The following is a 15,363-nucleotide window of genomic DNA, read 5'->3' as shown; positions in this document are numbered from 1 at the left end:
AGTGTAAGTCAGGAGTGTAAAGATAATGAATCGATTTCTTGCTGGTTTTGTTCCGATATTGATTGCATTTCCAATGGTTTTGCCGTTTTGGATGATTAGCTATTTTGGATTGAATCAACCGTTTGTCCTATCTGTTGTCATATCCTTAGCAGGAGGGGCGCTTTCCTATTGGTTAAGTTCCGTTTATTTTTCATCAAGATTCCTGAAAAAGCATGAATTGACGAGAAAAGAATACCAATATATAAAGAAAAATTTAATTGAAGCAAAACCGAAAATATGGCGGGTGCAAAAGGCACTAATCTCGGTCAGGCATATCTCTTCTTTTAAACAGAGGAAGGATATGATTAAAATGATCAGGAAAATATATAGTCTCACGAAAAAAGAACCGAAGCGCTTTTACCAGGCGGAGCAATTTTATTACTCGCATCTGGATTCAGCTACGGAGCTCGCCGAGAAATATGTTTTTTTATCACAGCAGCCAAAAAAGAATAAGGAACTTGAACTTTCCTTAACAGAAACTCGTAAAACCTTAAAGGAACTCACTAAAACGATAGAAAAGGATTTATATAAAGTGATTGCCGATGATATCGATAACCTTAACTTCGAATTGGACGTTGCTAAACAATCCATTAAAACTAGAAAAGAGTCACAAGTAATTGATGAAAGCAGGAGGTTAAAATGAATAACAATGATCCAAACCTGTTGAATAAAACGAATAACGCCAGTTTGATCGATGATCTTTTAGCCAATCCATTCGATGGGGTGCAGGAACTTGAGAAAGTATCTTCCCAGGAAGCGAAACCGGTTAAACTGATTGATGTCATTCCTGAAGAGAACAGGGCAAAGGCTTATCAGCTCGCCGAACAAATCGATCCAACGAATCATCAAGCGATGATATCCTATGGTACACCCGCCCAATCAAAGCTCCTGACCTTTTCAAACTCGATGCTTGAGCATGTCCAGAAAAAAGATGTAGGTGAAGTGGGCAACATTATCAGTGATTTAATGAAGAAGTTAAACGAGCTGAGCCCGGATGAGCTTAAACCGGATAAGCCCTCATTTTTTGCACGCATGTTCGGGAAGCTCTCGGGATCTGTACAGGAGGTGCTCTCCAAGTATCAAAAAACAGGGGCCCAAATTGATCGAATTAGTGTAAAACTCGACCGGAGCAAGAATATCCTGTTATCGGATATTGTAATCCTTGAAAAGCTATATGAAACGAATAAAGAATATTTCCAGGCTTTGAATGTTTATATTGCAGCAGGGGAAATCAAACTCGAAGAAATCCATGAGAAAACGATTCCGGAACTAAGGAAGTCCGCTGAATTAAGCAATGATCAAATGAAATTTCAAGAAGTCAATGATATGCGGCAATTTGCTGAACGGTTGGATAAAAGGCTTCATGATTTGAAATTGAGTCGTGAAATCACGATTCAAAGCGCACCACAAATCAGGCTGATCCAAAACACGAATCAGGCACTAGTCGAGAAAATACAGTCGTCGATCATGACGGCCATTCCACTTTGGAAAAATCAGGTTGCGATTGCATTGACCTTAATCAGGCAGAGGCATGCTGTAGAAGCGCAAAAGCAGGTTTCCAAGACTACAAATGACTTGTTATTGAAGAATTCTGAAATGCTGAAAACGAATACCATTGAAACGGCTAAGGAAAATGAGCGGGGACTTGTCGATATCGAAACATTAAAGAATACGCAAGCTAACTTGATTTCTACGCTTGAGGAGACCATGCGGATTCAAGAAGAAGGCAGGCATAAACGCCGACAAGCCGAACAGGAATTGGCGTCAATGGAAAATGAACTGAAACAGAAACTATTAGAAATAAAGGGATAAGGGGAGATAAAATGGAAACTATTGAAGCTATAAAAACGAGAAGAAGCATTGGAATCGTCAAGCAAGATCCGGTACCTAAAGAAATGATCGAGCAAATCATAGAAGCTGGAACATATGCACCTAATCATCACCGAACGGAGCCCTGGCGTTTTTTTGTATTGACAGGAGAAGGAAGAAATGAACTTGGGCAGGTATTCGAAGAAATAACAAGAATTGAAAATTCTGATGATACCCCTGAAAATTTAATCAGTAAGCTTGAAAGGCAAAAAAAGAATCCCTTAAGGGCTCCTGTCATTATCGCAGTGGGCATAGAGCCTAGTGATAAGAAAAATGTCCTCGTTTCCGAGGAATATGCGGCAGTGAACAGTGCCATCCAAAACATGCTTCTTGCTGCACATTCCCTAGGTCTGGGAGCAGTATGGAGAACGGGGAAAATAACTTATCATGAAAAGGTCCGGGAATATTTCAAGCTATCCTCAAAGGGGGAAATACTGGCTTTCATATACTTGGGTTATCCTGACATGGAGCCGAAACCTGCTAAGAAAACACCGATTAATGAATTGACCACTTGGATCGGATGAAAGATTAAGGATTAGGGGCAGCTGCAGCAGTGCAAAATCACTGCTGCAGCTGTTTTTTTGCCTTCAATAAGGCTTCCATATATCTGCTTTAACGAAATGGATTTGGCCTCATCAGGCTTCGTTTCAAGTGACGATTGATGAATTAGGTTGTACAATACATAGGAAGAATAAACTTTGATGAATTAGGATGTGTCTATAGATGAGAACGATTGATCCATTTGAGATCCTCGATGGAAAAGCGATTAAATATTTGGATGTTTTTGGCGTTGAGGATGGCATTGCTTTAAAGAGTAAGTATGAAGATAAAACGTATTGGATATATGATTATTATTGCATGCATCAGACTTGTGATTGCCAGGAAGTATACCTTGAATTCGTTGAGGAGCGCAAGACCAATAAACAGGCTGGACAGCATTTTGGAGTTAGGGTTTCTTTCAGGGATAATCAATTTGCCCTGGAGGATTATAATATATCCAAGCAAAAGGCGATGGATATCGCGGAAGATACGTTAAAGTACAGTAAAGATGTAATGGAGTTATTTAAACAGCGGTATCAGCAAATGAAGGAAAAAGGCACGCAAATTATCATGGAAAGTGCCAAGGCAGCTAAAATGCCGCACGTCCATGAAAATCCAGTAATTGGAAGAAATGAACCTTGTCCATGCGGAAGCGGGAAAAAATACAAAAAATGCTGTGGCGCAGCTTAACATCCATGGAAGCTGACTCGATTCGGGGTCGCTTCTTTTTTAGTTGCGAAAAGCGCTTAGCTTTAAAATGAAATTTGATAATTGATAAAAAACATGTAGAATAAACAGAACATTTGTTCTATAATATGAATTACCAGATAATAAAAGAAAAAGAAATAAAAAGTAGTTATTTAGACGGAATTTTCCGAAAACTTCTTTTTTATTTTTAAAAATCTGGTATATATAAGGGAGAAGAGTTTTTTGATCTCATCTCTTTCAACGGTAGACGGCAACCAGACGGGATGAAAATCCCCACACTGTTGGCAGTTTAACTTATTGAACGAAGGAAGGGGTAATCAAATGACAAGAGAAAAAAGATTAATACCTTACAAAGTACTTGAAGTAATGGACACGGTTAAAGAGAAGATTCCTGAGGGTGTCGAGCTTGTGAAGGCCCCGGCAATTTGGGAAAAAGGCAATTATGGTGAGGGTGTGGTAGTTGCCGTCATCGATACAGGCATTGATAAAGGACATCCAGATCTTAAAGAAAGAATCATCGGAGGGAAGGATTTTACCAATACCGGGGATTATCAAGATGATAACGGACATGGGACACATGTGAGCGGTACAATTTTGGCCGCCGTTAATAATGCTGGTGTAGTTGGAGTGGCTCCTAAAGCAAGCGTATTAGCGTTAAAGGCCTTAAATGGTCAAGGGCAAGGCGAAATAGATTGGATTAATGGAGCTTTAGAGTATGCAATCAATTGGCGGGGACCTAATGAAGAAAAGGTTTCTGTTATTTCACTTTCACTAGGCGGCCCAGCGGATGAAGCTGAACACAAACTCATTCAAAAGGCTCTTCAGAACGATATCCTTGTTGTTTGCGCCGCTGGAAATAGTGGCGATGGGCGTCATGAAACGGATGAAATGGATTATCCAGGAGCATATCCCGAGGTAGTGGAAGTAGGAGCTGTGGATTTAAATAGAAATTTAGCTGATTTTTCAAATACAAATGATGAAATTGACTTGGTGGCGCCAGGGGTTGGTATTCTTTCTACGTATCCAGGAAATAAATTTGCAAGGCTGAGCGGAACGTCGATGGCTACGCCTCATGTAAGCGGTGCAGCAGCCCTCTTGAAAGTGATTGCGGAAAAGGAATTTGACCGCGAATTAACTGAATCGGAATTATATGCACAGTTAGTGAAAAGTACGGAAGACCTGGGAATAAGCAAAAAGGCACAGGGCAATGGAATGCTTAACCTAACGATAACGGAACAAAGAGTGGAAAATTCCATTAATACTACCATAAAATCAGAAAACCTTCAGTTTCCGAGTAAATCGGTAGTCATGGAAAATTAGAAGTGAAAAAAGGTGCCCCATGATTCTTGGGGCACCTTCCATAATGATTATTTTTTATTTTTCCTAAGAGCTGCAAAAAGCGCTACAATGGAAAGAATTAGTGATATGACAGCCAGAGTGATGATCAGCGTTTGATTGCTATCACCTTCTGTTGTTACGGAATCCTTTGCATTGTCAGTAGTCTTGGAATTATTAGTGTCTGCTTCATTTTTGTGACCATGGTCCGTAGATCCGGCAGCATCCTTGGGAGCTACCGAAATTTCCGTTACAGAATGCGGTAGGTCTGAGCCTTCATCACCGCTCCATTCAACAATTTCACCATCTTCGTAATATTGAAATGCATCCCAGGCCACTTTCGTTTCTTCTTTAGGATTTTGGGCAACGAATGAGAATTGCTGGAATTGTCCAGCGGTTATTCCTTCTTCAGTTGCTGCCCAAGTTACCGTTTTTACATGCCCATCTTTGTCAGCCTTGGTTGTCACTTTCCATCCTGGTACAGGCTGATAGCTTTCAAAAGTAACCCCTTCAGGTACTTTTAAAGTCACCTTTGTGGTGGCAGTCTCTTTTTCAACGGGCACTTTGAGTGTATAAGTTTCCCACGCCTCAGGTGCAGATGAGGTTGGCTTGACCGTAACGTGTGCATACGCAGAACTAGAGAAAATGAATAATGCAGCAAATGTGGAAATAAGAAGCTTTGAAATGTTTTTCATTTGTATTTATCCCTCCTGTTATGAATTCCCTATGAAAATTGTAAAATCAGCATTGATTGAATCCAGGCTATCAGTTAATCCGTGAATATGGATATTCCACTTTCCTGGCATGGTTAATATAGACTTTGATGCAAATGTACCTGTGCTTTTTTCCTTCATTTGCAGCTTTATCTCACCGCCTGGGGTATCTACGGGCTGCATAGTGATTGTAAGCTGTTCTATTTCAGCTATCGGCTTGCCTCCATTGGATAGATCTACTTGAATCAGGTTATCCCCGACTTTATTCGGAGTCACCATTAATGTGACCTCATTATTTTCTTCAGTCAGTAACGTTTTCTCTATTGGACCGGGAGAAGACATGGCAGTTTGGACATTTGTCAATAGAGCCGCAACAATGAGTACGACGATTCCTAAACCAAACTCCATTCCCACACTATAACCAAGTTTTTTAACCCGCTTTTTCCCCCTGAAATAATGAAAGGCCCCTAAAACGATCATGACTAACATGAGACCAATTTTCGCAAGTAACAATTGTCCATATGTTGTATTTATCAATGAATGGATAGTCGGTACATGCTGTAAACTGCTATAGATCCCGCTAATGATCAGTATGATTACAAACAGAAACGACCATCTGGAAAACCTTTGAATGATTGACCAGTAAAAGGTTTTCTTATCGTCTGCCTGCCGATTAGCAAGTCCAGGCAAAATAACCAATAAGGCCAAAAGGCCGCCAAGCCATAAAGCCATGGACAATAAGTGGAGGAAATCCATCAAAACGGCCAGAACCTGATTAGGAACAGCTGCCGTATGTCCAGTTAAAGCCTTACAAACCATCAAGATTGCTATTATGATGAAAGAAAGGAAGGGTAGTGATTTAATCAGTGTGTTCTCGAGCATGAAATAAATAACTAAAAACAGAAGGAGCAACAATAGAATTTCTATGATCCAGATGGTACCGAAGCTTGTAGCATTCAATACTTCTTTTATAAAAGTCCCATTAAACGCATCCGCCCAACCTACACCAGCGTCAATCGTCACTTTTAAAGGCAGACTGCAGAAGATGGAAAATGCTAGACCTGCATATGAAAGCCAAAGGTATAGACGAGCCCTGCTGCTGGCTTCAAAAAGACGAGAACCCTTCATTAAAGATAATTGGAAAAAAAGGATTCCGGTAAGGGCCGCGAAGCATATGTATTGAAGACTTTGCAGGAAAACGGTGATGGAATCCGGAAAACCTGCGTTCACTTTGGAAATTTCTTGATTTGGTAGGACCGTTGAATCTCCAAATTGAAAGGGGATTGTCCCTTCAATGGGATGGCCATCGCTGGAAACCACTCTCCATTTTATGTAGTAAATCCCCTCATCAATAGTGCCTTTCCACTTAGCTTCCAGTACTTTTTCACTTTGTTCCGAGATTGCACTATCTTGAATTTGAATTTTGTCCCCATCTTGGCTGAATACCTCAAGCGAATGGAAAGCTGGTTGTATATTCTCACTGAATTGAATGCTGATCTTTTCAGGAAGAGTATCCATCACTTCATTCGGGCTAGGATTAGAGCTTATTACTGTAGCATGACCAGAAGCCATTGCCGGGTATAAAAGCAAACTGAATAGGCTGACTACCAGCCATAAATAATTCTTCATCTTGGTGTGCCATCATCCTTTCATCAGATTATGTAAGCTTATTATAAAAGGAAAATGTGAAAAAACAGTGAAAATAAATTAGTTATCTAAAGGCAGTTTGAGAGGTTCACTAAAAAAGTGATAACAATAAGGTTAGATTTGCCTAGCTTCCACCATTATAGCCAATAAAACATCGGATGGGAAATATTGGTGGTAATTCCCCTGCGTATAAATCAAAAGGCCTGTGGCGCAAACCCGATTAAGAAGTAATTTTTCAAGGATAAAGCAAAGACGGCTATTTCAGTTACAGTTTCAAAGGATCGGGAGCGACGTAGTCCTTGTTTTTCTGAAAGGATATGGATGTGGAAAAGGATAAGGAAGAGACCGTGGATGATGTCAAAAAAAAGAGGCGGTAATTGAGGCAACGCAAATGGGTACAGCTGGCAAAACAGAGACCGTTACATCCAATAACGCAGGAGGGCAAAGGATACTTAAAGGGGAACCAACCTGATGAGGCTGTGTCATTCTTGAGGGAAATCAAGGATTTCTTTACCTCCCTATTTTAATTTTATCAAGTATGGTTCCGAAACCTGCAAAAAAGGACAAGATAAAGGCTTGTCCTCCGATTTATACTTATATGGGCAAAATGATTTGGACCTCGGTTCCATGGTTTAGTTCGCTGTTAAAACGGACCTTCCCCCGGTGCGCTTCAATGATTCGGCAGCTGACTGTCAATCCTAACCCTGTTCCTTTTTCTTTAGAAGAATAGAAAGGTTCACCAAGATGCTTTAACCGTTTTTTTTCTATCCCGCTTCCATTATCTTTGATGGTAATGGAAAGGTTATTGTCCATGCGCTCGAAATCAATCAAAATGTGATCGGCGGATGCCTCCATTGAATTCTTGAGCATGTTTATGAATACTTGTTTTAATTGGTTTGCCTCACATAACAGAAGCGGTATTTCGTTTTTAACAGATATTGATATTTGGGTGGGGTACGAGTCCGCCTCTGGTTTCAACAATGTTTTGACATCATTCATCAGTTCGATGATTTGATGTTTGCTGAATGGAAGTTCCTGTGGTTTTGCCAGAACGAGTAACTCGCTTACAATTAGATTGATCCGGTCCAATTCACTTAACATAATCGTGTAGTATTGTTCATAGGGATGGTCGCTCTTTTTAAGCAGCTGGACGAAGCCCTTTAAAGAAGTCAACGGGTTTCGTACTTCGTGGGCTACACTTGCGGCTAGCTCGCCAACTATCGACAATTTTTCGGTTCTTCTCAAGCGTGCTTCGGTTTCTCGAATTTGAGTGACCTCTTTAGCATAAGTGATGATCCCGACCAAATCTTCGCCAACCATCATCGGGACAAACGTACATGAAAGTAAGATGGACTTCCCGTACTTCGTTATGAATTCTATATCTTTCCCTTTTTTGATCCCCTTATGGTTTTCCATGACATATTGGCAAGATGTACGGATTAAATCCGCATCTTCTGCTGAAAATTTCAAATTAATGAATGAGGCACCATGTATTTCTTCTTTTTGAAAGCCTGTTACCGTTTCAAACCTTGGATTTACGGTCGTGATCAATCCGTTTAAATCAAGCATCAGCATCGGATAAGGATTGTGTTCAAACAATGATTTATAGCGTTGTTCACTATCGAATAATTGTTTCTCCGCGACAACCCTTTCAGAAATATCCCTGCCAATGACGACTAAGCCTTTTCGTGAACCATCCTCATTGAACAGAGGAACTTTGATTGTATCAAAGGTCTTGTGATTGCCGTCGGGAAGAGGGATGATTTCCTCACATCTTGTGATTTCCCCTTTTACCCACGTTTCTTCATCGGAACCTTCACAGTATATCAACGCCTCTTTATAAAATTCGGAGTATTCTGCGAGTTCTCTGTCTTTTTTTCCTTTATAGTCTACATGCTCCAATTGAAATAATTGCAGCCCGAAGGCATTGGATTCAAGCCATCGGCCATCACCATCCTTGAAGTTAACGAAATCCACCATTGAATTGATGAGGGTACGCCGACGTTGTTCCGCTTCTTTTAATTGTTTGAATTCTTCCCTTTTAGCTAAGTAAAGGTATAAGATCAAGCCTATAGATAAAAGGAAAAAAATGCCTTCCGCTCTTTGAAGTTGAATGAAGAACTCTTTGTTATGGATATTTGTAGTTAAAAAATAGTCGAACACGACTAGTGTAAGAATCCCGGATAGGATATAAATTGCTAAAATGGAGCGTTTGGACATGGAGATTCTCCCTGATTTTAAGACATTTCAAAGGTAAAATTACATACACATTTTAACAAACTATCGAAAAAAAATATATGCAGAATCCTAAATAAAAAAACAGGGGCCAATGCGGTCACCTGTTTTTTCTGAATAAGGATAGTTTCTTTTTCTTTTTTGCACGCTTATAGATAATGAAAAATAGTAAGAAAAGGAGTGCAAGTGCAGCTAGCGTATATTGGTTCATTTCAACGGATAGGAATCCATATGGGATTAGAGATAGGAAGAAAAAGTATATAAGGTTGCCTAGTGCCGTAGCAAATAAAAAATCCTTGAAAGTGACGGTGCTGACTCCAGCTGCCAAGTTAATTAAACTTGTTGGGATAAGCGGGAAAATCCTGCCGGTAAAAACGTACATGAAACCATGCTCTACAACAGTTTCTTGCCACTTTTTGCCCATCTTCTTTAAAAGAAGTTCCTGAAACCAGTTTCTTGCTGCATAAAAAATAAACCCTGACGCAACAACACTTGTAAACCAACTCCATAGGTAGCCATATATGAATCCGAATATCGTGACATTGATAGTCAGGAGCAATATTAAGGGGATGATTGTAAATGAATTTTGGACAAACATCAATACGAATGTCACAATAAATGTAAGCAATAAGTTTTCCATCAATATGCCAATAACTGAATCCAAGTCACTTTTCCAAATCAAAGTAAATAATTCTGCATTTAAAAAAATAAATAATACCATTACCAATAGACCGGTTAAAGTCAGGACTTTTTTCAAAGGGTCACCACCATTCTGACTAATAGTTTATCATTTTCAAGTTCATTGGTGAAAAAAGAGCTGTCGCATGATGCAGACAGCTCTGTTTACATTATAGTGGGTTAACGACGCGAAGATTCCTTTATAGCCACTTTTCAAACTGAATTCTTTTGTTCATTCCATAAATAATTGGCGCACCAATCAAGAGGACAACGAACTCACCAACAGCCGTGGTCATCCAACTTAACCAGAATGGTAAGCCAAAGGCAAGGTTCAGTTCAATTGCAATTAAGAACATTGTGAATGTGAAAAAGATAATCGTGGCGATCATTCGTCCTTTAATGCTTTTTATGGACCGAGATACAAAAATGACAAGCAATAAGGCGAGTACGGATTGCCCTACCCCGAAAATCAAATCAAATGGCACCATCGGCGAAAAAAGCAGATTAGATATGAAGACGCCGCCCACGATACCGTAGATATACTTTTTATTGAATACAATCAGATGATTCAACATTTCCGGTACACGAAATTGGAACATCTCAAAAGCAATTGGTTTAAACACCAATGAGACCGCCACATACAAGGGAGCCAATAACCCGTTTATCACGAGTGTACGAACATTCATTTTACTCTCTCCCTAGTTTTTTATCGTGGGATGGTTACGAACCACGTTAAGGCTTTTGCCCGAAGATTAATAGTATCTCATGTAAGCTTGTTTGGTCAATTTGTAAAGAATGGTTGTATTTATAAGGCAGGGGAAGTCCAAAAGGATTTTGATTTATTGTAATGAAGGATGATATTATTTTTGTATGAACTTCAAAGGAGTGAAAATTATATGTGTATCGAGAGTGTCAAAAGCCATTTTAAACAATGGGACCGGGAAGGCGATGTAATGGAGTTCGAAACATCGAGTGCTACGGTGATTGAGGCAGCAGTTACCATCGGCGTTATCCCAGCACGGATCGCTAAGACTCTTTCCTTTAGGGGGGAAGGTGAACATGCTATTTTGGTTGTAGCGGCAGGGGACGCAAAAGTGGATAATAAGAAATTTCGTCAGGTGTTCGGATTCAAAGCACGAATGTTATCACCTGAGGAAGTGCTCGAACAAACGGGCCATGCCATCGGAGGAGTTTGCCCATTTGGACTTGCAAACGATCTAGATGTTTTTCTTGATGTATCAATGAAGCGCTTTGAGTCATTGTTCCCGGCATGCGGCAGTACGAACTCTGCAATAGAACTTACACTCGCGGAATTATTTGAATATTCAGGAGCAAAGGGTTGGGTGGATGTTTGTAAGGCTTGGGAAGGAGAGGGGAATGAGGAAACGGCGGTAGGCAATGCTGTTGATGGCATTTGATTTATGGTGCCAAAAAGATCCAGATGAATGGGATTGAGTCCACTTAGTGGACTTTATTTATTGATGACATGGACATTTTATTATTCAGTTAGCGGTTAAAGCCTTATAAACTTGTTCGAATGCGATTGCTCCAAAACTTTGAAGAGGCAATCGCTCTTAAAGCGGTTCGTGATTGGTAAAACGTGCAGAAAGTTCATAAGCGGAGGATGAAAGATGTTAATTGGAAGCCATGGAAAAAGCAATAGCAGCTATCTTAGTCTTAAAACTCTTTATGAAGAAAATATTACGGTAAAGAGCATAGCCCAGGAGCTTGAGTTTTGCCATAAAAACGATCTGGCGCTGGATATCCAGAAAGCTCTGGAAAAAAAGAATTTTGATATATTGGCAGTGCAAGATCAAGGAGAAATCATCGGATATATAGATAGGGAAGAACTAGGTGAAGGGAGCGTTTCGGAATATTTAAGAAATTTTTCACCAAGGGAAATGGTTTCGGATTCAACCCCTTTGATCCAGCTTCTCCATATTTTTAAGAATAAAACAAGGGTGTTCGTATTGGAGAATAATTCAATTAAAAAGTTGATCACCCATGCCGACCTTCAAAAGCCTCCAATCAGGATGCTCATATTCGGATATATTACCTTATTGGAAATGAGGATGAGCGATATCATCATGGATAGATTTGGCGATGGCACCTGGCATCCAATGATCAGCGAAGACCGTTTAGAAAAAGCAACCGAATTATATAGGAGGAGAATCGATAAAAATGAAGATATCAATTTAATAGAGTGCCTGCAAATCAGTGATAAATTCGACATCCTACATAAGGATAAACAACTGAGGTGTTTCTTCCAAATCCCTTCAAAAAGTAAAGGGAAAAAGGATGCAAATGCCATCCGGAAATTACGTGATAAGATTTCCCATGCTAATGAACTGGGTCTGGACATGTCGTGGATGGAAATCATTGAGGTTGTCGAGTCCTGTGGCCAACTGCTCGAAATCTCTGAATCCTATCAGTATGAAAAATAAGGATCCGGCTATCATGCTGGTTCTTTTTTATCGTTTAGATCCAGACAGAAAAAAACTGCCCATATCAGGCAGTTTCCCCGTAAACTCAAAACTCCGGTAGTTGATCCAGGTTATTTTCTTTTATCCCATCGGGCTCACTCCGCAATATGTCACGGCCATATTTATGAAAGACGTCAACATTGGCCAGGTTGCCTGCTTTGGCTTCCGAAAGGGCAGTGGGGTAGTCGAGCTCGCGGCCGGAGTCCGTCTTGATGGCGATAATATTGTCCTCTTCATTTTTCCTTACGGCGATGATTTCTTCTTTTCCAGCTGAATCAAGTTGGTTTGCTTGCGGTGTTCCTTGCTGTTTATAGGATTCATAGGCTTTTTCAAATTGGTCCATGTTTTAGACACCTCCTATTTATAGGGTGAGCTATTTGGTCTGCAATATACAAACCGGATTTCGTCCGACTTGAGCCGTTAATTCGTCCAGAAGTGCCGACTTTTCGGCACTTTTTTTTAGTGAATGCTGTTGTCTTGGCCTTTTGAAGTGGCATGGCACTTGCATCTTGTATGTGTGGTAGTAAAAAAATATCCACTTAATTAAGGGAGGAATATGAATCATGAATGTAAAACAAGGGGAAAGCACTTTCAATGCAAAACAACAGATTAGGACAATGAAGGCAGCAGTCGTCAATGAATTTAACCAAGAACTTGAGATTAAAGAAGTACCCATCCCAGACTTGGTTTATGGTGAGATATTAGTGAAAATTAAAGCATGTGGCGTGTGTCATACCGATTTACATGCGGTACATGGCGATTGGCCAGTTAAACCTAAACTTCCGCTTATCCCTGGACATGAGGGTGTAGGCATTATAGAAAAGGTGGCAGAAGGCGTAACTTCCTTGAAAGTAGGTGACCGTGTTGGGATCCCATGGCTTTACTCGGCCTGTGGCGATTGTGAGTATTGTCTGACTGGAAGGGAGACGCTTTGCTTGGATCAACTGAATGCAGGCTATTCCGTGGACGGGGGATATGCGGAATACTGTAAAGCACCTGCCAAGTATGTGGTGAAGGTTCCTGATGGGCTAGACTTTGCGGAAGTTTCACCGATTTTCTGTGCGGGTGTAACGACTTATAAAGCACTTAAAGTATCAGAAGCGAAATCTGGTGATTGGGTAGCGATCTATGGAATTGGCGGATTGGGACATGTTGCCCTTCAATATGCGAAAGCGATGGGCTTTAATGTCATTGCTGTCGATATTCAAGATGATAAGCTTGATCTGGCAACGGAGCTGGGGGCGGATTTCACTGTTAATGGGCTTAAGACTGATCCTGTACAAGCCATAAAGGATAAAGTTGGTGGTGTGCAGGCAGCCATTTCTGTAGCAGTTACGAAAAAGGCATTCGAACAGGCATACAGTTCAGTCAAGAGGGGCGGGACACTGGTCGTAGTTGGACTGCCGAATGATGAACTTCCAATCCCGATTTTTGATACAGTACTAAATGGGGTAACTGTAAAAGGGTCAATCGTAGGCACGAGAAAAGACTTACAGGAAGCTGTTCAATTTGCTGCAGAGGGAAAAGTAAGAACAAATATTGAAACAAGAACACTTGATGAAATCAACGACGTGTTTTCGATGATGGAAAAAGGAGAAATCAACGGGCGCATCGTATTGACTTTAGAATAAGAACAAAAGGAGGATGCCATAGAAAAGGGCATCCTCCTTTTTTGTATTTTTGTCTTATGTCTGGTTCTTCTCATTTAATATATAGCGCAGTTTCCTTATGGATATCTGCAAGCGTTTGGCAGCTTCATTCCGGTTGCCGTATGTTTTTTTCAGCGCCTGCAAGACGAGTTCCTTTCCAATTGTGGATTGAAGCTGTTTGATTTCTGTAAGGATTTCTTCAAGCATCAGTTCATCTTTCTCATTAAAGTCAGCCACCAGCTTTTTTCGCCACTCTTCAAGAAGGTTTTCAGTTGCCTCAGTCTCATTCGGAGGCTCTTTCTTGTTCGGAGTAATCTGGCTGTTAGTTAGTGAGATATCATTGGCGGTTATTTCTGACTTATGGTCTGCGAGAGTCAGCGTCCGCATGACCACATTAGATAGTTCGCGTATGTTGCCTGGCCAGTTGTGTTGCTGTAACTTTTCAATGGCTACATTGGAAAAAGAGATATCTCCCTGACCATTTCTCTCAATCAAATGCCGGACAAGCAGGGGAATATCCTCTTTACGTTTCCTTAAAGGCGGGATTTCTAGAGTCACAACGTTCAGTCGATAAAATAGATCTTCCCGGAATGTTTTTTTGTCAACTGCCTGCTGCAGGTTTTCATTGGAGGCCGCCACTAAACGGGCGTTCGTCCGTAATGTCCCGCTACTACCAACCCGCATGAATTCCCGCGTTTCCAAAACTCGAAGTAATTTGACTTGAATGGCCGGACTTGCATCAGCAATTTCATCAAGGAAAAGCGTCCCGTTCCCTGCAATTTCGAAAAAACCCTTTCTCAGTTGGGTCGCTCCGGTGAAAGCCCCCTTTTCATGACCGAATAATTCGCTTTCAAGCAGGGATTCAGAGATCGCTCCACAATTGATGCCGATAAAAGGACCATGGTTACGGGGGCTGGCTAAGTGGATGAAGCGTGAAAGCACTTCTTTGCCGCTTCCGGTTTCTCCTTCGATTAATACATTGACTGATTTTTGGGCAACCTTGAAAGCCGTTTCAATCAAACTCTTCATTAAAGTACTTTCACCGACAATTAGTCCTGATTCCTCGGCTAGCTTATGGATGAAATGTTGATTCAAATCTTCATTTTCATTCAATAGGTTGTCAATCTGCCTTTCCAATACTTCAATATCCGCAAAGGGTTTTTCCATAAAATCACTCGCGCCAAGTTTCATTGCATCAACAGCGGTCTTTACGGTGCTGTATCCGGTCATGATCAGTACCTTGCAACGCGGCTGTTGTTGTTTTAAATGCTGCAGGAGGGAAAGGCCATCACAATCCGGAAGCTTCAGGTCTATCATTGCTACATCAAAACGCTGCTGATTCCAATCGATTTCATGAAAATCCTTCCCGCTGTTCACAACTTGTACGAGGTAACCTTTCATCGTAAAAAGGCGGGAAAGAAAAGTCCCAACTTCTTTCTCATCGTCTACCACAAGTAACTGAATCAC

General features: G+C 40.8%; 15 protein-coding genes and 1 riboswitch. Of the genes, 8 read left to right on the top strand and 7 right to left on the bottom strand.

The window, feature by feature from the left end; translation table 11 throughout:
- Window positions 1-25: 25 nt before the first annotated feature.
- From ACFX4X_RS12530 to ACFX4X_RS12510, 5 genes are all read left to right on the top strand, one after another.
- Window positions 26-682: a 5-bromo-4-chloroindolyl phosphate hydrolysis family protein gene (locus ACFX4X_RS12530; RefSeq protein WP_061461298.1), complete on the top strand. Its 657-nt coding sequence runs from the start codon at window positions 26-28 to the stop codon at window positions 680-682.
- On the top strand, window positions 679-1,851 hold the full coding sequence (locus ACFX4X_RS12525) for a toxic anion resistance protein (RefSeq protein ID WP_089362531.1): 1,173 nt from the start codon (window positions 679-681) through the stop codon (window positions 1,849-1,851). The genes ACFX4X_RS12530 and ACFX4X_RS12525 overlap by 4 nt, the downstream gene beginning before the upstream one ends.
- 11 nt (window positions 1,852-1,862) lie before the next feature.
- Complete coding sequence (locus ACFX4X_RS12520) at window positions 1,863-2,432, top strand: nitroreductase family protein (protein ID WP_284471944.1); 570 nt, start codon at window positions 1,863-1,865, stop codon at window positions 2,430-2,432.
- Between the two features lie 199 nt (window positions 2,433-2,631).
- On the top strand, window positions 2,632-3,138 hold the full coding sequence (locus ACFX4X_RS12515; RefSeq protein WP_089362533.1) for an SEC-C metal-binding domain-containing protein: 507 nt from the start codon (window positions 2,632-2,634) through the stop codon (window positions 3,136-3,138).
- A gap of 339 nt (window positions 3,139-3,477) precedes the next feature.
- On the top strand, window positions 3,478-4,476 hold the full coding sequence (locus ACFX4X_RS12510) for a S8 family peptidase (protein WP_061461302.1): 999 nt from the start codon (window positions 3,478-3,480) through the stop codon (window positions 4,474-4,476).
- A gap of 47 nt (window positions 4,477-4,523) precedes the next feature.
- Here the strand turns inward: ACFX4X_RS12510 and ACFX4X_RS12505 are convergent, their stop codons facing one another.
- From ACFX4X_RS12505 to ACFX4X_RS12485, 5 genes are all read right to left on the bottom strand, one after another.
- Window positions 4,524-5,186, bottom strand: a complete 663-nt coding sequence (locus ACFX4X_RS12505) for a YcnI family copper-binding membrane protein (RefSeq protein ID WP_284471941.1) — start codon at window positions 5,184-5,186, stop codon at window positions 4,524-4,526.
- 18 nt (window positions 5,187-5,204) lie between these two features.
- Window positions 5,205-6,833, bottom strand: coding sequence for a copper resistance CopC/CopD family protein (locus ACFX4X_RS12500; RefSeq protein WP_377383838.1), 1,629 nt, complete (start codon window positions 6,831-6,833; stop codon window positions 5,205-5,207).
- Between the two features lie 612 nt (window positions 6,834-7,445).
- Window positions 7,446-9,071, bottom strand: a complete 1,626-nt coding sequence (locus ACFX4X_RS12495; RefSeq protein ID WP_377383835.1) for a PAS domain S-box protein — start codon at window positions 9,069-9,071, stop codon at window positions 7,446-7,448.
- 115 nt (window positions 9,072-9,186) lie between these two features.
- Window positions 9,187-9,843: a TVP38/TMEM64 family protein gene (locus ACFX4X_RS12490; RefSeq protein WP_377383832.1), complete on the bottom strand. Its 657-nt coding sequence runs from the start codon at window positions 9,841-9,843 to the stop codon at window positions 9,187-9,189.
- 121 nt (window positions 9,844-9,964) lie between these two features.
- Window positions 9,965-10,450 (bottom strand): QueT transporter family protein, encoded by a 486-nt coding sequence (locus ACFX4X_RS12485; protein WP_377383829.1) that lies wholly within the window; start codon window positions 10,448-10,450, stop codon window positions 9,965-9,967.
- Window positions 10,451-10,456: 6 nt separating this feature from the next.
- Window positions 10,457-10,501, bottom strand: a riboswitch (PreQ1 riboswitch).
- Between the two features lie 159 nt (window positions 10,502-10,660).
- Here ACFX4X_RS12485 and ACFX4X_RS12480 point away from each other — a divergent pair.
- Window positions 10,661-11,182, top strand: coding sequence for a YbaK/EbsC family protein (locus ACFX4X_RS12480; RefSeq protein WP_089362538.1), 522 nt, complete (start codon window positions 10,661-10,663; stop codon window positions 11,180-11,182).
- A gap of 213 nt (window positions 11,183-11,395) precedes the next feature.
- Entirely contained in the window at window positions 11,396-12,208 is an 813-nt protein-coding gene (locus tag ACFX4X_RS12475; RefSeq protein WP_377383826.1) for a hypothetical protein, read from the top strand.
- An 85-nt stretch (window positions 12,209-12,293) separates the two neighbouring features.
- On the opposite strand, the gene ACFX4X_RS12470 is transcribed toward ACFX4X_RS12475, so the two are convergent.
- Window positions 12,294-12,590: a DUF3892 domain-containing protein gene (locus ACFX4X_RS12470; protein WP_061461310.1), complete on the bottom strand. Its 297-nt coding sequence runs from the start codon at window positions 12,588-12,590 to the stop codon at window positions 12,294-12,296.
- A 274-nt stretch (window positions 12,591-12,864) separates the two neighbouring features.
- Between ACFX4X_RS12470 and adhP the strand changes: the two genes are divergently transcribed.
- Window positions 12,865-13,878: an alcohol dehydrogenase AdhP gene (adhP, locus tag ACFX4X_RS12465; protein WP_377383892.1), complete on the top strand. Its 1,014-nt coding sequence runs from the start codon at window positions 12,865-12,867 to the stop codon at window positions 13,876-13,878.
- A gap of 54 nt (window positions 13,879-13,932) precedes the next feature.
- On the opposite strand, the gene ACFX4X_RS12460 is transcribed toward adhP, so the two are convergent.
- Window positions 13,933-15,363, bottom strand: a complete 1,431-nt coding sequence (locus tag ACFX4X_RS12460) for a sigma-54-dependent transcriptional regulator (protein WP_284471936.1) — start codon at window positions 15,361-15,363, stop codon at window positions 13,933-13,935.

Source organism: Peribacillus sp. YIM B13481, assembly GCF_042787985.1.
GTDB classification, from domain to species: Bacteria; Bacillota; Bacilli; order Bacillales; family DSM-1321; genus Peribacillus; species Peribacillus simplex_A.
Note: the sequence above shows the minus strand (reverse complement) of the source record. Positions and strands in the feature narration are given on the sequence as shown.